Source organism: Kitasatospora sp. NPDC101108 (assembly GCF_055584725.1).
In genome coordinates this window covers 361,632-379,536 of record NZ_JBVJLM010000002.1, presented here as the reverse complement: position 1 = coordinate 379,536, position 17,905 = coordinate 361,632, and the positions used below count along the sequence as shown (strand labels likewise).

General features: G+C 73.5%; 17 protein-coding genes. 14 read left to right on the top strand and 3 right to left on the bottom strand.

Going from position 1 to position 17,905, the window contains the following annotated elements:
* Nucleotides 1-291: 291 nt before the first annotated feature.
* From ACZ6Z8_RS06500 to ACZ6Z8_RS06440, 13 genes are all read left to right on the top strand, one after another.
* The gene (locus ACZ6Z8_RS06500) at nt 292-576 is read left to right on the top strand and encodes an acyl carrier protein (RefSeq protein ID WP_465606908.1); all 285 of its coding nucleotides are present in this window, start codon (nt 292-294) and stop codon (nt 574-576) included.
* The gene (locus ACZ6Z8_RS06495; protein WP_465606906.1) at nt 566-1,822 is read left to right on the top strand and encodes a beta-ketoacyl-[acyl-carrier-protein] synthase family protein; all 1,257 of its coding nucleotides are present in this window, start codon (nt 566-568) and stop codon (nt 1,820-1,822) included. The genes ACZ6Z8_RS06500 and ACZ6Z8_RS06495 overlap by 11 nt, the downstream gene beginning before the upstream one ends.
* Nucleotides 1,822-2,913 (top strand): beta-ketoacyl synthase N-terminal-like domain-containing protein, encoded by a 1,092-nt coding sequence (locus ACZ6Z8_RS06490; protein WP_465606904.1) that lies wholly within the window; start codon nt 1,822-1,824, stop codon nt 2,911-2,913. The genes ACZ6Z8_RS06495 and ACZ6Z8_RS06490 overlap by 1 nt, the downstream gene beginning before the upstream one ends.
* Nucleotides 2,910-4,436, top strand: a complete 1,527-nt coding sequence (locus ACZ6Z8_RS06485; RefSeq protein WP_465606902.1) for an FAD-dependent oxidoreductase — start codon at nt 2,910-2,912, stop codon at nt 4,434-4,436. Before ACZ6Z8_RS06490 ends, ACZ6Z8_RS06485 begins: the two co-directional genes overlap by 4 nt.
* Entirely contained in the window at nt 4,433-5,368 is a 936-nt protein-coding gene (locus ACZ6Z8_RS06480) for an AfsA-related hotdog domain-containing protein (RefSeq protein WP_465606900.1), read from the top strand. The genes ACZ6Z8_RS06485 and ACZ6Z8_RS06480 overlap by 4 nt, the downstream gene beginning before the upstream one ends.
* A complete protein-coding gene (locus tag ACZ6Z8_RS06475) occupies nt 5,365-6,036 on the top strand; it encodes an HAD-IA family hydrolase (protein WP_465606898.1) in 672 nt (223 codons plus the stop codon). The genes ACZ6Z8_RS06480 and ACZ6Z8_RS06475 overlap by 4 nt, the downstream gene beginning before the upstream one ends.
* Entirely contained in the window at nt 6,033-6,743 is a 711-nt protein-coding gene (fabG, locus tag ACZ6Z8_RS06470) for a 3-oxoacyl-ACP reductase FabG (RefSeq protein ID WP_465606897.1), read from the top strand. Before ACZ6Z8_RS06475 ends, fabG begins: the two co-directional genes overlap by 4 nt.
* A 68-nt stretch (nt 6,744-6,811) precedes the next feature.
* A complete protein-coding gene (locus tag ACZ6Z8_RS06465) occupies nt 6,812-8,089 on the top strand; it encodes a hypothetical protein (RefSeq protein ID WP_465606895.1) in 1,278 nt (425 codons plus the stop codon).
* 30 nt (nt 8,090-8,119) lie between these two features.
* Entirely contained in the window at nt 8,120-9,652 is a 1,533-nt protein-coding gene (locus tag ACZ6Z8_RS06460; protein WP_465606894.1) for an MFS transporter, read from the top strand.
* Nucleotides 9,649-10,050 (top strand): 3-hydroxyacyl-ACP dehydratase FabZ family protein, encoded by a 402-nt coding sequence (locus ACZ6Z8_RS06455; RefSeq protein ID WP_465606892.1) that lies wholly within the window; start codon nt 9,649-9,651, stop codon nt 10,048-10,050. Before ACZ6Z8_RS06460 ends, ACZ6Z8_RS06455 begins: the two co-directional genes overlap by 4 nt.
* Complete coding sequence (locus ACZ6Z8_RS06450) at nt 10,047-10,535, top strand: 3-hydroxyacyl-ACP dehydratase FabZ family protein (protein ID WP_465606890.1); 489 nt, start codon at nt 10,047-10,049, stop codon at nt 10,533-10,535. Before ACZ6Z8_RS06455 ends, ACZ6Z8_RS06450 begins: the two co-directional genes overlap by 4 nt.
* Before the next feature lie 6 nt (nt 10,536-10,541).
* Complete coding sequence (locus tag ACZ6Z8_RS06445; RefSeq protein WP_465606889.1) at nt 10,542-11,489, top strand: ACP S-malonyltransferase; 948 nt, start codon at nt 10,542-10,544, stop codon at nt 11,487-11,489.
* Entirely contained in the window at nt 11,489-11,887 is a 399-nt protein-coding gene (locus tag ACZ6Z8_RS06440) for a PPOX class F420-dependent oxidoreductase (RefSeq protein WP_465606887.1), read from the top strand. Before ACZ6Z8_RS06445 ends, ACZ6Z8_RS06440 begins: the two co-directional genes overlap by 1 nt.
* 194 nt (nt 11,888-12,081) lie before the next feature.
* On the opposite strand, the gene ACZ6Z8_RS06435 is transcribed toward ACZ6Z8_RS06440, so the two are convergent.
* On the bottom strand, nt 12,082-12,843 hold the full coding sequence (locus tag ACZ6Z8_RS06435) for a 3-hydroxybutyrate dehydrogenase (RefSeq protein WP_465606886.1): 762 nt from the start codon (nt 12,841-12,843) through the stop codon (nt 12,082-12,084).
* A 310-nt stretch (nt 12,844-13,153) separates the two neighbouring features.
* Here ACZ6Z8_RS06435 and ACZ6Z8_RS06430 point away from each other — a divergent pair, with 310 nt between their 5' ends.
* A complete protein-coding gene (locus ACZ6Z8_RS06430; RefSeq protein ID WP_465606884.1) occupies nt 13,154-15,043 on the top strand; it encodes a regulator in 1,890 nt (629 codons plus the stop codon).
* Nucleotides 15,044-15,209: 166 nt separating this feature from the next.
* Here the strand turns inward: ACZ6Z8_RS06430 and ACZ6Z8_RS06425 are convergent, their stop codons facing one another.
* Nucleotides 15,210-16,541, bottom strand: a complete 1,332-nt coding sequence (locus tag ACZ6Z8_RS06425) for an NAD(P)/FAD-dependent oxidoreductase (protein WP_465606882.1) — start codon at nt 16,539-16,541, stop codon at nt 15,210-15,212.
* Between the two features lie 428 nt (nt 16,542-16,969).
* The gene (locus ACZ6Z8_RS06420; protein WP_465606881.1) at nt 16,970-17,875 is read right to left on the bottom strand and encodes a TIGR01777 family oxidoreductase; all 906 of its coding nucleotides are present in this window, start codon (nt 17,873-17,875) and stop codon (nt 16,970-16,972) included.
* Nucleotides 17,876-17,905 lie beyond the last annotated feature (30 nt).

The window sequence follows — 17,905 nt, the reverse complement described above, 5'->3', positions numbered from 1 at the left end:
CCCACATGGGGCTGACCGTCGCTACGGGGGTGAGCGAAGACGTGGGTAGCAACCGCAGGTGGGCGTCAGTGGCTGATGACGCGGGCGCAGTCGTGCCCGCAGGAGCCGATCGCCGCCGGACCGGGGCGAGTCAAGTCCCCGACAGCCGACCCGATCGGCCGCACCGCGCGTGAGCGCGCGGGAGTCCTCCGTCCACGACGGGGACTCCGCCGGAAAACGGCGTTCAAGAGCAATCCCCTTCCCGGCATCGCCGGTGATGACGGCTGCCCATATCCAGTCATGGAGGCGCAAGTGGAAACCAAGCTCAGCGACGAGACGATCAAGCAGGTCACTCTGGAGATCGTCGTCGACGAACTCGAACTCGATGTCGAGCCCGACGAGGTGAACCTGACCGCGAACCTGATCGACGACTACGAGGCGGACTCGCTCGGCCTGATCCAGGTCCTCGCGAGGGTGAACAAGGAACTGGCGATCCGCCTGCCCCGCGAAGAGGTCGGGGAACTGCGCACCGTGGACGAGATCATCCGGCGGATCATCCAGCTGCGCGCCGCCGAGGAGGCCGGCCATGAAGGCTAGGACCCGTCGGGTGGTCGTCACCGGAATCGGCTGCGTCAGCAGCATCGGCACGGGTGTCGAGAACTTCACCGAAGGCATCAAGCACGGCCGGAGCGGGATATCGGAAATCCGCTCCTTCGACAGCAGCGACTTCGGCAGCCACCTCGGCGGCGAAGTGCACGACTTCGTACCGGAATCGATCGTCCGCACGATCGACCCGGGCGACTGGGGCCGGACCGCGCAGATCGCGGCCGCCGCCGCTCGGCTGGCCGCGCAGGACTCGGGCATCGAGCTGACCGAGGAACTTCGGCTGGCGACCGGGGCGATCATCGGGACGACCAACGGGGAGGCCCCTACGGTCGACACCCTCACCGGCCACTGGCTGGACCACGGCCCCGGCCTCATGGACGCCGGCCTGGTCAGCCAGTTACCCGCCGGCAACATCGCCGCCGCCGTCTCGGTCGAACTCGGCCTCCACGGCGAGACGATGACGATCCCGACGGCCTGTTCGGCGGCCAACTACGCCATCGGCAGCGCCGGCGACAAGATCGCTTCGGGCGAGGCGGACGTGATGTTCGCGGGCGGCGCCGACAGCGTCAACCGCTTCACCCACGCGGGGTTCCTCAGCCTCGGCGCCATCGCCGACGGGGTGGGAAGGCCGTTCGACCGCAACCGGACCGGCATCGTCACGGCCGAGGGCGGCGCGGTGCTCATGCTGGAGGAACTGGAGCACGCCACCAGCCGCGGCGCCCACATCTACGCCGAACTCCTCGGCTACGGGCTCTCCTGCGACGCGCACCACATCGTCCACCCGGACGCGGACAGCATCGCGGACTGCATCCGGAAGGCCCACGCGCACTCCGGGATCGACGCGGGCAGCGTCGACTACATCTCCGCCCACGGCACGGGCACGCCGACCAACGACGTCACCGAAGTCACCGCGACGCGCAGCGTCTTCGGTGACGCGCACCCGCCGATGAGCTCCATCAAGTCGATGCTGGGGCACACCATGGGCGCGGCGAGCGGATTCGGTGCCATCGCCTGCTGCAAGGCGATCGAGGATTCCTTCCTGCCGCCGACGATCAACCTCACCGAGGTCGATCCCGAGCTCGGACCCGGCATCGACTTCGTCGCCGGGAAGGCGCGGAGCGCGGACGTGAAGGTCGCCCAGAACCACGGTTTCGCGTTCGGCGGGAACAACGCGATCACGATATTCGGCGCCGTCACGGATCGCCCCGTGGCCGCCGCGACGGGGGAGTCGCTGTGATGAGCCGGACCGGTGCACCTCGGATCACCGACATCTCCGTCCTGTCCGTCGCCGGCCTCGGCACGGACGCGTTACGGGAACGCCTGAACGCGGCCGACGGTCTGCCGCAGAACCCGCCGCCGGAGGCGGACGCCGGTGACTACGTCGGAATTCCCGGCCGGATCTCGGCCGTGCCCTCCTTCAGGATCACCGATTACGTGCCCAAGAAGGGCACGAAGAACATCGACCGCACCACCGCTCTCGGACTGGCGGTCAGCGCCACGCTCAAGCGATCGCTGACCGAGCGGGCCGGAATCACCGACGACTCCTGGCTGTCCACCGGGGTCGCGATGGGCAGCATGGTGGGCAGCCTCCGCAGCAGCATCGAACTGGACTCCCGGGTGATCGAGGGGGCCGGCATCGACCTGGTCAACCCGGCCCAGTTCCCCAACACCACGATGAACTGCTGCGCCAGCCAGATCGCGATCTGGCACCGGTTCAGCGGCCCCAACTCCACGCTGGCCAACGGAAACCTCAGCGCCGTCTCGGCGCTGCAGTACGCGGCGCGGCTGATCAGCCGCGGCCACGGGCAGCGGATGCTGGTGGGCGGGGTGGAGGAGCTGTCCCCGCACACGGCCTGGGGCATCCGCTCGAAGAAGATCGTGCACGAGACCGTGCCGGTCAGCGAGGCCGCCGCGGTGTTCGCGCTGGAGCCCGAGGGGCTCAGCGAGGCGCCCGCGCTGGCGACCGTACCGGCGTGCGCGGTGGGCTTCGCCCCCGACCGCTCGGCCGCCGGGTACGGCGACGCCCTGCGCCGGGTGGTCACCGGAGTGCTCCGGCAGGCCGGGGTGGAGGGCACCGCCGTCGACCTCGTCCTGCCCGGTTCGGAGAGCACGGTGCTGGCCGCGGCCGAGCAGACCGCACTGGCCGGCTTCGCGGCCCGGCGGGTGGACGTGCGCAAGGCGCTCGGCGAGTGCGGCAGCGCCACCGGGGCCCTCCAGGTCGCGGCCGCCCTGGCGGTCGGACGGCCCGGCGACACGGCGCTGATCACGGGGATCGACATCTCCGGCGCCGTCGGTGCGGCCGTCCTGCGGATCGGGGCCGGGACATGAGCCCGCGGATCCTGGTCGTGGGCGCCGGCCCGGTCGGCCTGTCCGCCGCCGTCTCCCTGCGCCTCCAGGGGCTGCCGGTGACCGTGGTCGACAAGGCCGCCGCCCCGCACACCCACCCGAAGGCCGTGGTGCTCTGGCCGCGCGCGCTGGAGAGCTTCGAACGCCTGGGCGTCGCCGACCGGTTGGTGGCCGAGGGCCACCGACTCACCGGCCAGCACTACCACTCCAACGGCACCCGCGTCGCCAGCATGACCTTCCGCAGGCTGCGGCACACCAAGTACCCGTACGCGCTGGCCATCCCGCAGCACACCACCGAGCGCGTCCTGCGCGACCGCCTGTCCGAGCTCGGCGGCTCGATCCGCACCCACACCGAACTGACCGCGCTGCGGCAGGACGTGGACGCGGTGACCACGACGCTGACCGACCTGGGGACCGGCGCGGCGCAGGAGGAGGCCTACGACTGGGTGATCGGCGCGGACGGGGTCCACAGCTCCGTCCGCTCGGCGATCGGCGTCGAGTTCGTGGGCCAGACCTACGAACAGACCTTCCTCCTCTCGGACGGCCCCTGCGACACGAAGCTCTCCACCGACTCCGCGCACTACTTCATGACCGACACCGGTGTGCTCGTCATGGTGCCGCTCCCGAACGAACAGTGGCGCGCCTTCATCAGCGCGCCGCGCGAGATCCCGGAGGGCGAGGCGCTGGTCGACACGGTGGCGCGCGTGGTGGGCCAGCGGTCGCCCGTCCCGGTCCGGTTCCTCGACGGCCACGTGGCCGGCCGGTTCCGGATCCACCGCAAGGCCGCGGAACACGTGTGGCGGGACAGGGTGTTCCTGGTCGGGGACGCCGCCCACGCGCACAGTCCGGCGGGCGGGCAGGGCATCAACACCGGCGTGGAGGACGCGACCAGCCTCGCCTGGCGCCTCGGCGCGGTCTGCCGCGACCCGCGGTCCGCGGCGGAGTCCGGCCGGGTCTTCACCCAGTGGGCGGACGAACGCCACCAGGTCGTCGAGAACGTGCTGCGCGACACCGACCTGCAGACCCGGCTCTGGGGCGTGCGCGGACTGCGCCGCCGCCTGCGGGACGCGGTGCTGTACGGCGCCGAGCGCACCGGGCTGCTCGACCGCGTGGTGATCCCCCGCCAGACCCAGATCGCCCAGCGGTTCAGCCCGGGCCCCGGGCAGGGCCGTCCGAAGGCCGTCGGGGTGCTCCGCAGCCACGCCAGGCTGCCGAACGTCGCGATCCCCACGGACACCGCCGGCGGGGCGCGCCTGCACGACTTCCTGTCGTTGACCGAACCGGTCGCCATCGAGTTCGACCCCGCGGGCACGTCGGGCCGCCACAGCAAGGTGCGGCACTCGGTCGCCCAGCGGGCGGGGCTCGACGTCGTGTCGCTGACCGGTCCGGCCCTGCGGTCCGCCCTGGGCATCAGCCGGCGCGTCACCTGCGTCGTGCGTCCGGACGGGATCGTGGCCGAAATCGCACCGGAGACCGCTCGCAACAGGGGGGACAGCACTCGATGACCACGGCCGTCAACCGCATCACCCAGGAGCTGGTGCACCGCGCGAACCCGCAGGAGATCCTGGTCTCCGCGCCGAGTTGGGGCGCCGAACACCGGTACCACACCACGACGGTCACCACCGACATCAGCTCCTACTACCTGGACCACCACGGCCGGCACCGGCTCGACCTGCTGCTGATGACCGAGGCGTGCAGACAGGCGGCGATCAGCGCGGCGCACCGCTTCGAGGGCGTTCCGCTCGGGGTCGCGGCGTTCTTCAACTCCATCGACATCCGGCTGAGCAACGTCGACACCCTGGTGAACTCCACCAAGGAGCTGATGATCACCACCTCCATGGAGCAGATGAAGCTGCGCGCCGACGGTTCGCCGAAGCAGATCGTCTACTCGCAGGAGGCCGTCGTCACCGGCTCGAAGGAGCCCGTGCTGAACTCGCGGATGGCCGTCCAGGGGGTGCCCAAGGGGCGGTACGCGGACCTGCGCGCCTACCAGCGCAACGGTTCCCCGGCACCGACCACCGCGACGATGCGGGCCACCTTCCGGCGCCACCGGGACATCGCCGAGCCCGCGCGGGTCGGCCGGACCCAGACGGCCAACGTGGTGCTGGCCGGGCTGGAGCGGACCGCCGACGGGGCCACCGCGCTCCTCGACGCGGACCTGGCCAACACCAGTCTGTTCGACCACGACTACGACCACTACCCCGCGATGGTGCTCATCGAGGCGGGCCGCCAGCTCGCCCTGGCGTGCACCGACCGTCCGGTGGACTGGATCATCAGCGGTTGCCGCGCGGAGTTCCCCGGGTTCGCCGAACTCGACACCCGGACCACCGTCGTCGCCCGGAGGTCCGGCAACCAGGTCGAGGTCAGCTGCCGGCAGGACGACCGCGTCGTCACCGGGATGTGGTTCGAACTGACGTCGATGGCGAGGCGGTCATGACCCGGATCGCGATCTGGAGCGACTTCCGCGGCGTCCTCACCCCGCCGCTGGCCGAGGGGGTGCGACGGTTCTGCGAGGGCACGGACTTCACCCCCGCGCAGATCGTGCAGTGCCTGCGCGCGATCGCCGAGCGCCACGGCTGCCCGGACGGAATGGCGGTGCTCGACTCCGGCGTCCTCGACGAGCGCCGCTGGACCGGGGAGATCGAACGCGAACTGCTCAGCCGCTACGACGTCTCCGCCGACCTGTCCGACTTCGCCACCCGGTGGTGGAGCGACCGGCGGCTCGACGAGGACTGGGTGGCGGCCCTGCGGGAGTGGCGGGCGGCCGGCGCCTTCGTCGGGCTGATGTCCAACCTGCCGGTCGAGTGGCGGGGGCACCTGGCCGCCTTCCCCACCGTCGCGGACGGCTTCGACGACGTCGTGCTGTCCTGCGACGTCGGCACCCGCAAACCCGAAACCCGGATATTCCGTCTCGCCGAGGCCCGCTCGGGCCTGGCCCCCCGGTTCAACGTCCTGGTCGACGACCTGCCGGGCAACGTCGCAGGCGCCCGACAGGCGGGCTGGGGCGGCGTGCTCTCCGGCGGGGACTCGACGAAATCCGCGATCGCGCTCATCGACTCGATGATCAGCGGCTCCGCGGCGATCTGTGAAGGAGTGTCGCGATGAGCTCGCGATCGGCATTTGTCACCGGGGCCAACCGGGGCATCGGTGAGGCCATCGCCAGGGACCTGGCCAAGCGCGGGTACCGCGTCGTCGGCACCTACCGCAGCACCCGCCCCGACGTGGACGGCGTCTCGTTCGTCCACTGCGACGTCCGCGACCCCGACTCGGTGGCCTCGGCGGTGCGCGAGGCCCGGGAGGTGCTCGGCGAGATCGACATCGTCGTCAGCAGCGCGGGCATCACCCAGGACGGGCTGCTGGTCACCCAGAACGCCGACGACGTGGCCGGCGTGCTGGACACCAACCTGACGGGCGCCTTCAACGTCGTCCGCGAGGCCGTGTCCGACATGATGTCGAACAAGTGGGGCCGGATCGTGTTCGTCTCCTCGGTCATGGGCCTGTGGGGCTCGCCGGGGCAGACCAGCTACTCCGCCTCCAAGAGCGGGCTGATCGGTCTGACCCGCTCCCTCGCCTGGGAACTGGGCCGGGCGCGCATCACGGCCAACGCCGTCCTGCCCGGCCTCATCGAGACCGAGATGATCGCCGGCCTGACGGACCGCAGGCGCGACCAGGTGGTCTCCCAGACCCCGCTGCGCCGCACCGGAACACCCGAGGAAGTGGCCGCTCTGGTCGGCTTCCTGGTCTCCGACGAGGCCGGATTCATCACCGGGGCCTCGATACCCATCGGGGGCGGCATCGGGATGGGCGTGTGACCCGCCCGTCCACCCCGCCCGCCCCGCCCGCGGCAACCGATCCGAACCACCGAAAGGAACACCCAGACATGGACGCAGCCCTGACCACCTCTTTCCGCCCCTGGCGCGAGGAGTACGTGACCCTCCCGGTGTCGACCGGGACCGGCACGGACGCCTCGATCGGCCTGCTGAAGATCGGCAACCCGCACGCCTCCACGGTCGTGCTGTTCCTCGGCGGCAAGGAGGGCACGGCCGCCGGCTTCACCGCCCTGGGCCGCAGCGTCGCCGCGGTCGCGCCCGACCTTCAGTTCTGGGCCATGGACCGGCGCGAGGCGTTCCTCGCCGACACCTCCCGCGCCGAGGCGCCCCTGGACCAGGCCGTGGCCTACTACCTCGACGGCGGCTACCGGCGCCCCGACGAGGCCCGGTTCGCCGAGTACGCCGAGTGGGGCCTGCAGGTCCTGGTCGACGACATCCGGGTCGCGGTCGCCGCGGCCGCCGAGGGCGGGCGCAAGGTGCTGCTCGCGGGGCACTCCGTGGGCTCCGCCGAAGCCGTGCACTACGCGAGCTGGGACTTCGACGGCGTCGGCGGCCACCGGAGCATCGACGGCCTGATCCTGGTCGACGGCGGTGCGCTCAACGCCTTCCGCGGCGCCGGCATGGAGTTCGGCATCGACCTCGCCACCGCGCAGGGCTGGCTGGCCGGCATCCGCGCGGGCGGCGTGTTCGAGACCGACACCTCGACGTCGGCCACCCTCGGCTTCGACGGCCCGCCGGAGACCGCCGCGCTGTTCTACAAGCTGGCGGCCCGCGCGGTGCTGGAGCAGCCCACCGCCGTCTCGCCGCTGGCCGCCCGCCTGCCGGAGCGGTACCCCGTGCCGGCCTCGGCCACCAACCACGAGGTCTTCGCCGCCCTGGTCAACCTGGGCAACGCCAAGCCGGGCTACGGCGTGACGGCCGGACACTTCGACGGCGGCACCTGGGTGCAGGACGGCCCGACCCGGCTCGGTGTCGTCGCCCACGCCCACGCGCTCGGCGCGGGCGGGTTCCAGTGGCACACGCTGAACCGCACCCTGCTCGACCTGATCGCCGCGGACCCGCTGCGGCCGAGCGAGATCACCGAGCTGCTCGGCCTGCGCGGCCTGCACGTCAAGGAGATCGACGTCCCGGTGCTGGCCTACGCCTCCGCGTTCACCAACGGCTCCTCGCTGGAGGCCGCGAAGGAACTCGCCCAGCTGTCGGCCATCAGCCGTCTCGACCTCGTCGAGGACAAGGCCCTGAGCCACCACGACGTCCTGTTCGCCGACCTGCCCGCCAACTCCCTCGTGCGTGCCATCACCTCGTTCGCGGGCTCGCTCGCCGCGTAGGCCACCACCTCACAGACAGGAAGTCCAACAGTGACCAGCACGGAGTCCGTCATCCACACGGGCACCGCCGACACCCGCGAACACCGCACACCGTCGTGGTCGGTGCTCGCGGTGGCCGCGGTGGCCGTCGTGATCGTGCCCCTCGGAGTCAGCGGCACGCCGCTCCTGCTACCGGGGATCGGCACCGACCTGGGCGGTGGCCTGGCCCCGCTCCAATGGGTGGTCAACGCCTACAACGTGGCCGCGGCGAGCACCATGCTCGCCACCGGCGTGCTCGCCGACCGGTACGGCAGGCGCCGGGTCTTCCGCCTCGGCGCCGGGATGTACCTGGTCTCCCTGCTGGTCACCGTCCTGGCCCAGAGCACCCTGGTGATCGACGTGGCCAGGGCCGCCGCCGGGATCGGGGCCGGCGCCATCGTGACGTCGATGACCGCCATCGTGGCCAACTCGTTCGACGGCCCGGCCCGGGCCAAGGCCTTCGGGCTGGTCGGCGTGGTGATCGGCGCCGGGCTCGCGCTGGGGCCGACCATCAGCGGCTTCATCGCCCAACTCCTGAACTGGCGGGCGGTGTTCGGGTTCCACGCGGTGATCGTGGCGGCGGGACTGCTCGGTTCGCTGGTGCTGACCGAGTCCCGCAGCAAGGGCGGCAACCGCTTCGACTTCCTCGGGGCGGGCCTGTTCACCGCCGCGCTGCTGCTGCTCACGATCGGCACGATCGAGGGCCCGCAGTCGGGGTGGGCGGACGCCCGCACCATCGCCCTGTTCGCGGGCGCGGCGCTGACCTTCGTCCTGTTCGTCCTCCACGAGCGGCGCACGAGCAACCCGATGTTCGAACTGGGCCTCTTCGCCGACCGCCAGTTCCTCACCGTCAACCTGGTCAACATCGAGTTCGCCTTCGGCTTCATCGGCCTGCTCCTGCTGCTCCCCGCCTTCCTGTTCAGCGTGGGCGGACTGGGCAACGGGGCGGCCGGCCTGCGGATCCTGCTGCTGACCGTGCCCATCTTCCTGGTGCCGATGGTGTCCGGCCGGCTGAGCGCCGCGGGCGTGCCGCTGCGGCTGATCCTGGTCGGCGGCCTCGCCCTGATCGGCCTCGGCGCGTTCGGGCTGACCTTCGTCGAGGGCGACAGCGCGCTGTGGGCGCTGGCGGTCCCGCTGGCCGTCACCGGCGCGGGTGTCGGTGTGCTCAACGGCGTCATGGACGGTGCGGCGGTCGGCTCGGTGCCGAACACCTCGGCGGGCATGGCGGCGGGGATGTTCAACACCATCAGGCTGGCCGCGGAGTCCCTCGCCTCCGTGGTCGTCGTCGCCCTGGTCGCCTCCTTCGTCAACACCCGGCTCGCGGACGCCTCGCTGCCCGCGGACCTGAACGCCGCCAAGGCGGCGGACGAGTTGGCCGCGGGCGACGTCAAGCAGCTCTTCGCGCAGCACCCGGACCAGGTCTCCACCCTCGCCTCGGCGCACGCCTCGGCGTTCCACCAGGTGATGTGGATCTCGGTGGTTCTGGCCGCGCTGTCGGTGGTGGCCGTGCTGGTGCTGCTCCGCCGCCAGGACGGCAAGCGGTGACCGCCGCCCGGCAAGCCGTGATCGCCGCCCGGCAGTTGCCGCTGTCCGCGGTGGACGCGGTCGAGGCGCGGGAGGGCGGGTTCCTCGGGCGCAAGCGGGTACGGGCCGACGACCCCTACCTGGCCGGGCACTTCCCGTCGCTGACGGTCTACCCCGGGGTGTTCCTGATCGAGGGCGTGCAGCAGATGCTCGAACTCCACCTGGACGGCGCGCCCGGGGGGATCGAACTGGTCTCCGTCGAGTCGGCCCGGTTCAGCCTGCCGGTCCTGGCGGGGGAGGAGGTGCTGTTCGACACGAGCGTCACCGGAGAGCGCCCGCTGCTGTCGACCACGACGACCTGCACCGTCGACGGCCGGCGGTGCGCCCGGATCGCCGCGACCTGGAGGTGCGCGTCATGACCGAGTACCCGGACCCGGCCGACCTGCTGCCGTACGGCCACCCGGCGCTCCACGTCGACCGGATCCTCGCCCACGCGCCGGGCGAGCTGACCGCCGTCAAGGCCGTGTCCCAGCACGAGCTCGGCGGTCACGCCGGATCGGCCCGGCCGGCCCGGCTCCCGTCGACCCTGGTGCTGGAGTCCTTCCTCCAGGCGTGCGGGCTGCTGGCCGTGCTCGACGCCGAGGAGGGTTCGCGCGACCGGCTGCTGGTGTTCGGGTCGGCCCGCAACCTGCGCTTCGAGGGATCGGTCCGGGCGGGCGAGCTGCTCGTGCACTCGGTGCGACTGCTCGACGCGCACGAGGACACCGCGGTGTTCTCCGGGGTCTCCCGCACCGGTGACGGACAGCCCGTGCTCACCGTGGAGCGCGCGATCACCCTGAGCCGGCCCCCGGACTCCCTCGCCACGGCGAGCAGCGCCGACCGACCTGCCGTCCGACGAAAGTGAGGCACCATGTACGACCACGTGATCACCGTGCCGGGTCAGGGGGCGCACCGACCGGGGATGCTCGACTCCTGGCTGGCGTCGGCACCGCACGCCCGGGAGCTGCTCGCCGAGTGGTCCGAGGCCGCCGGGCTCGACCTGCTGGAGGCCGGCCGTGACGCCGCCGCGATGGCCGACACCGCCGTTGCGCAGCCGCTGATCACGGCGACGGCGCTGCTGTCGCTGGAGCGGCTGCGGGCCCGGCTGGCCGTGGACCCCGACCGGGTGCTGTACGCCGGGCACTCCGTCGGCGAGCTGGCCGCGGCCGCGGGTGCGGGCTACCTGTCCCCGGAGGCGGCGGTCGCCCTCGCCCGGGAACGCGGGAAGGCCATGTCGGCGGCGTGCGCGACGGCCCCGACCGGCATGGCGGCGTGCATGCCGTCCAAGCGGGACGGCGCGGCGGACGAGGCGATCGTCGACGCGATCCGGGCCGGGGGACTGTCCGTGGCCAACTGGAACGGCAGCCACCAGTTCGTGGCGGCCGGTCCCTCGGCCGCGGTCGAGGCCTTCGGCGCGAACCCGCCGGCCGGCGTGCGGGTGGTCCGGCTGGAAGTGGCCGGGGCCTTCCACACCGAGGCGATGGCTCCGGCCCTGGAGCCCTTCGCCCGCGCCGTGGCCCGGGCGCCGTGGCGGGCGCCGGACTCCGCGATGCTGGGCAACGGTGACGGCGCCCTCGTCGGCGGACCGGACGACCTCCGGCAGCGGCTGGTCGCGCAGCTCACCTCGGCCGTCCGGTGGGACCTGTGCGCGGAGTCCGCCGCCCGGCACTCCTCGGCGCGGACGCTGCACGTCGAGCTGGCGCCCGCGGGGCCGTTGACGAAGCTGGCCGAGCGGGCCCATCCCTGGCTGCGGACGGCGGCCCTGCGTTCGGCGGACGACCTGGACGCCGTACCCGCCCTCGCCGGCAGTGGCGCCTGATGGCCCGCCAGGTGGTGCCGGCCGGCCACGAGGACCTGCTGACCCGGCCGCTCTTCTGCCATCTGGGCACCCTCCGGGCGGACGGCGCCCCGCAGGTCAACCCGATGTGGTTCCTGTGGGAGGACGGCGAGTTGTCGTTCAGCACGTCCACCACCCGGGTCAAGTACGCCAACGTCCGGCGGGACGACCGGGTCTCCGTGTCGGTCAACGACCCGGAGCAGCCGTACCGCTACCTGGAGGTCCGGGGCCGGGTGCACCGGATCGTGCCGGACACCGAGGGCGAGTTCTTCCGGCGCCTGGCCGCCCGGTACGGCCGTGAGCTCAACGGGCAACTGCCCCCTGACGTCCTCACCCGGGTCCGCCTGGTCGTGCGGCCGGAGGCGGCCCGGTACCAGTGACTCCGGGGACTCGGCGGCCGTAGGGCCACTGATCGACCGCGACAGGCGGTGCACCGGCGGTGATCCCCGCGGACGAGGCGTCCGCGGGGATCACCGCCGGTTCTTTCGTCCAGGGGCGCCGGTGTCGGGCGCGGTCTCGTCCGCGGTCCCGGTGCGCCCCCGTGTCGGCGCGTCCCGGGTGGGCGCGTCCCGTGTCAGTGCGCCGTCCAGCCGCCGTCGATGGGGAGGCTGGCGCCGGTGATGTACGCGGCGGGCGGGGTGCAGAGCCAGAGGGCGAGTTGGGCGACCTCGTCCGGTTCGATGAGGCGCTTGACCGCGGTGCGGTCGAGCATGACCCGTTCGACGACCTCGTCCTCGGGGATGCCGTGGGCCAGGGCCTGGGCGGCGATCTGCTTCTCCACCAAGGGGGTCCGGACGTACCCGGGGTTGAGGCAGTTGCTGGTGACGCCGTAGGGGGCGCCCTCCAGCGCGACGGTCTTGCTGAGGCCCTCCAGGGCGTGCTTGGCGGTGACGTACGCGGACTTGAAGGCGCTGGCGCGCAGGCCGTGGACGGAGGAGACGTTGACGATCCGGCCCCACTCCCGCTCGTACATGTGCGGGAGCGTGCGGCGCAGGATGCGGAACGGTGCCTCGACCATGACGCGTTGGATGAGGGTGAAGCGGTCGACGGGGAACTCGTGGACGGGCGCCACGTGTTGGAGGCCGGCGTTGTTGACCACGATGTCGGCGTCGGCCGGCAGGGCGTCCACGGCCCCGGGATCGGCGAGGTCCGCGACGATCGCGTGCCCGCCGATCCGGTCCGCGAGCTCCCGGGCCGGGCCGGCCGCGAGGTCGACGACGTAGACCCGGGCGCCTGCCCCGGCGAAGGCTTCGGCGCAGGCCCGGCCGATCCCCGAGGCGGCCCCGGTGACCAGGGCCGTGCGGCCGTCGAGCGGGCGGGCGGTAGAGGTGTCCATGGCCGAGAACGGTAGGAATCCGGCGGCGCGACTCCCATGTGGCGGACCGACACAGCAGGACCGCTGACCATGGCGTCAACCACTACGAGTGTCGATCGACGGTTCGACCCCGGAAGGCCAAACCCATCCTGACCTCGCTTCCCCACAATGGGCGCGGTTGCTTCACCCGTTCGGAGGATTGCTCGGTCAGATCCACCCATAGCGCCCGAATGCTCGCTACATTCACGCCGATTCCCGACAGGGGGCGCCGCCCCGGGCGAGCCGAAGTGCTGGTGGAGCCCGGTGCGACGTCCGAGAGGTGTTGACTGACATGCCCCAACGGCCTGCAACCGACAGCCCGGCGTACGGACCGCTCGACCCGCTCGGCCAGCGCCGAGGCCAGGTCGGCCGGGGCCTTCCGGACGCCCCCGACGCCCTGACCGCCGACACGCTGACCGGCGACACGCTGACCGCTGACACGCTGACCGCCGACGCCCCGACCGCCGACGAGCTGCGGCTGCCCGCGCAGGCCACACCCGCACGGCACGAAGCCACCGCCGCCCCCGCGACCACCAGCGGCCACGGCAGCCACACCGGCCACTCCGGCCCGTCGCCGCAGAACGGCCAGCTCGCCGCCCTGATCGAGGAGGCCGGCTTCTCGCACGCCGGGCTGGCCCGCCGGGTCGACCAGCTCGGCCTGGAACACGGCCTCGACCTGCGCTACGACAAGACCTCGGTCACCCGCTGGCTGCGCGGACAGCAGCCCCGCGGCGCCACCCCGGCGCTGATCGCCGAGGTCTTCACCCGCCGCCTCGGCCGCCGCCTCACCGCCCAGGACCTCGGCCTGGACGCCTGCGCCCCGGTCTACGCGGGCCTGGAGTTCGCCGAGACCCCGCAGGAGGCGGTGGACATCGTGGCGAGCATGTGGCGCAAGGACAACGGCCCGCAGTCCGAGCTGCGCCGGATCGCCTTCACCCCGGCCGGCCTGGTCGTCCCCAGCCGGGACTGGCTGATCGGCCGCACCGACGAGCGGGTCGCCCGGGACGGCTCCACCCTGGCCCGCCCGGACGCCGGTCCGCCCGGCGCCGCCCCCGGCGCACCGGCGCCCACCGCCCCGGGCGGGCCCGCCCTGAGCCCGGCGCGCCCCCAGCCCGTCGGCGCCCCCGGAGCCCCGGGCACCCCCGGCGCCCGCAGCACCGCCGGAACCACCGGCACCGCCGCCACCATCGGCCGGGTGCCCACCCAGAGCCGCCGCCCGCCCACCGCCGTCGAACCGCCGTACACCGACCCGACCCGCGAGGCCCGCCCCGCCCTGCGGGTCGGCCGCGGCGACATCGCCGCCATCCGCGCCGTCGGCGACCTCTTCCGCGCGCTCGACCACGCCTACGGCGGCGGCCACGCCCGTCAGGCGCTGGTCCGCTACCTGGAGAGCGAGGCCGAGCCGATGCTGCGCGGCCGCTACGGCGAGCAGATCGGCCGGGCCCTGTTCGGCGCCGTCGCCGACCTGACCAGGCTGGCCGGCTGGACGTCCTTCGACATCGCCGCGCACGGCCTCGCCCAGCGCTACTTCGTCCAGGCGCTGCGGCTCTCCCAGGCCGCCGGGGACCGCGCGCTCGGCGGCTACGTCCTGGTGACGATGAGCCAGCAGGCCGTCCACCTGGGCCACGGGCGGGAGGCCGTCCAGCTCGCCCGGGTCGCCCAGCAGGGCGTCGGCACCGCCGTCCCGCCGGTGGTCCAGTCGCTGATGCACGCCGCCGAGGCGCGCGGGCACGGCCTGCTGGGCGACGTCCGCTCCTGCACCACGGCGCTGGTACGGGCCGAGCGCTCGCTGGCGGCCTCCCGCACCGGTGACGAACTGCCCTCCTGGGCGCGGTACTTCGACGAGGCCCAGCTCTCCGACGAGTTCGCCCACTGCTACCGCGACCTCCAGCAGTGGCGCACCTCCGCGCAGCACGCCGAGAAGTCGCTGCGGCTGCGCTCGCCCGCCTACGCGCGCAGCCGGATCTTCTGCCGGCTGGTGCTGGCCACCGCCCGGCTCGGCATGGGGGACCTCGACGAGGCCTGCACCATGGCCACCGACGCGCTGCGGGCGGCGGGGGAGATGCGCTCGGCCCGCTCGCTGGAGTACGTCCGGGACTTCCACCGCCGCCTCACCCCGTACCGGGGCAGCCAGGTGGCCCGGGCCTTCGAGGAGACGGCCCGCCAGGCGGGGGTGATCTGAACCGCGCACCCCGTCCGGACGACCCGGAGGACGACCGGGCCGGGAGCCCACCGGCTCCCGGCCCGGAGCCCCGGGGTCCGTCGGTCCGTCACCCCGGCAGACCGCGCGCGTGCCCGCACCGGGCGCGCGGAGCACTGCCCGGAGAACCGCTCGACGAACACGGCGCTCAGGCCGCCGCCTCCGCCTCCCGCGAACCGGCCGGCAGCCCCAGGTCGCCCAGCACCGCCTGCGCCGCCCGCCGTCCGGAGACCAGCGCACCCTGCACGGTGCTGGTGTCCCGGTGGTCCCCGGCGACGTACAGCCCGGCCAGCAGCCGCACCGGGCGGCGGAGGTTGTGCGGCGGCGGCATCGCGGGCAGCGCGTCCGGGACGTGCCGCACGTTGAGGAACTGCCAGTCCGCCGTCGAGGTGCCGTACAGCTCCGCGAGCCGGGCCCGGACGGCCGGTTCCAGCCCGGCCGGGCCGCCCGCGTCGAAGGAGCGACGACCGAGCACGGTGGTGGCGATCAGCGCCTGCCCGGCCGGGGCGTAGGACGGGTGCAGCTCGCTGAGCACCAGCGAGTGCGAGACCAGCGACGGGTGCCCGTTCGGCCGGTCGGCATCGAGCAGCAGCACGGCCTCGTTCAGCGGGGCCCGGTCGGCGGCGTGGAAGAAGGTGGTGACGGGGTGGAAGTCCGGCAGCCGCAGCCCGGGCAGCAGTTCGGCGGCGGAGCGGGCGTCGGTGGCGACCACCACGGCCTGGGCGCCGATCCGACCGTGGGTGAGGGTCTCCACGCCGTCGGCGCCGATCGAGGTGACCTGCACCCCGGTCCGTACGGTGCCGGCGGGCAGCGCGGCGGCCAGCTGGGCCGGCACGGCCGCGATCCCGTCGGCGGGCAGACAGAGCCGGCCGCGCGCGTACGAGCGCAGCACCAGGTCGGCGATCCGGCTGCTGGTGCCGAGGGCCGGATCGCCGAGCAGGGCACTGAGCAGCGGCCGCAGGAAGCCGTCGATGCTGCGCGGGGCGAGCCCGTGGCCGGTCAGCGCGCGGGCGGCGGTGGTCTCGGGGCGGGCCTTCAGCCGGCCGGCCGGGGCGGTGGCGATCCGGCCGAGCCAATTGCCGAGGCGCGCCTTGTCCAGCGGGCTGCCGAGCGGGGCCCGGAGCGCGGCCTGCCGGGCGGCGGTGAGCTGCGGGTCCCCGGCGCGGTAGCGGCGGCCGGCGCTGTGCACGAGTACGCCGGGCGCGAGCGGGCGCAGATCCAGGCGGTCGAGGTCGAGGGCCCGGCGCAGCTCCGGGAAGGCGGTGTTCAGCAGGTGGCTGCCGTCGTCGAGGCGGAAGCCGTCCACTGAGCGGGTGGCCATTCGGCCGCCGATCCGGTCGGTGGTCTCCAGGACCTGAACGGTGAGTCCGTGGCCGGTGAGTGCGCGGGCGGCGGCCAGGCCCGCGAGTCCGGCGCCGACCACGACGACGTCCGGGTCGGACGGTCGGCGGGCGCGGCGGGTGAAGTCGTACGTGGGCACTGGCGTGCTCCCTCCCTGGTCCCGGGGCTCCGGCCGACGCAGGCAGCGGGGTGCCGGGACACGGTCCGAGGAAGGTGATGCCCAGTCAGTGTGAGCGTCAGACAAGTGCGATGAGCCCGATGCGGGGGTTGGAAGGGGTTGTGCGGCACCGGGTGGGGGCGCGGTCACGGACAGTGCGCCGTACTGGCCGAGTTGCCCGGCAGGCGGGCGCGCACGGTCACCGGGGGCGTGCGACGCGCCCGTTGTGTGCTCCCGTGCGCCCCCTCCCGGAGCCCCTTCGGAGACCCCTCCGACCCCGCCCGGCATATGCCCCTGGCCAGGGCGAACGCCGTAGCGGGACTACGCAGGACGACGCGTCACCGCCGTGGCGGACGAGCCCGCCACGGCGCGCGAGGCCCCCGCCGCGCCCGGCACAGCGCACGGGCCCGTCACAGCGCCGCTCGCACCGCCGAGTCCAGGTCCGGGTGGGCGAAGCGGAAGCCCGCGTCCAACAGCCGCCGCGGCACCACCCGGTGGCTGCCCACCACCTCGACCGCCAGCTCCCCGAGCACCAGCTTGAGCACGGCCTCCGGCACCGGGAACGGCGTCGGCCGCCCCAGCGCCCGGCCGATCGCCGCGGTCAGCTCCGCGTTGGTGGCCGGCTCGGGCGCGGTGAGGTTAAAGGCGCCGGAGAGGTCCTCCCGGTCGATCAGGAACCGCAGTGCGGCGACCTCGTCGGCCAGTGAGATGTAGCTCCAGTACTGCCGGCCGCTGCCGAGCCGGCCGCCCAGGCCCAGCTTGAACAGCGGGAACAGCCGGCCGCCCGCCCCGCCCTTGGCGGAGAGCACCATCCCGGTGCGCGGGTGGACGACCCGGATCCCGGCCCGTTCGGCCGGCCGCGCGGCCGCCTCCCACTCCAGGCAGACCTCGGCCAGGAAGTCGTCCCCGGCGGGGGAGTCCTCGTCGACCACCCGATCGCCGGTCTGCCCGTACCAGCCGACCGCGGAGGCGCTGACCAGCACCCGCGGCGGCTCCTTGAGCGCCGCCAGCGCCACCGCCAGGGTCTCGGTGCCGTAGACCCGGCTCTCCCGGATCTCCCGCTTGTAGGAGTCCGACCAGCGCCGGTCGCCGACCCCGGCCCCGGCCAGGTGCGCCACCGCCTCGACCCCGGCGAGCCCCTCTCGGTCGACCTCGCCGAGCAGCGGGTTCCAGCCGATCGCGGTGCTGCCGTCGGGCTGCGGGCCCGTCCTGGAGCGGTGCCGGACCAGCCGGACCACCTCGTGGCCGTCCGCCAGCAGGGAGCGGACGAGCGCCGAACCGATCAATCCCGTGGAGCCTGTGACAGCGATGCGCATGGGCTCATCCTCGCAGTTCTTATCAGCTGT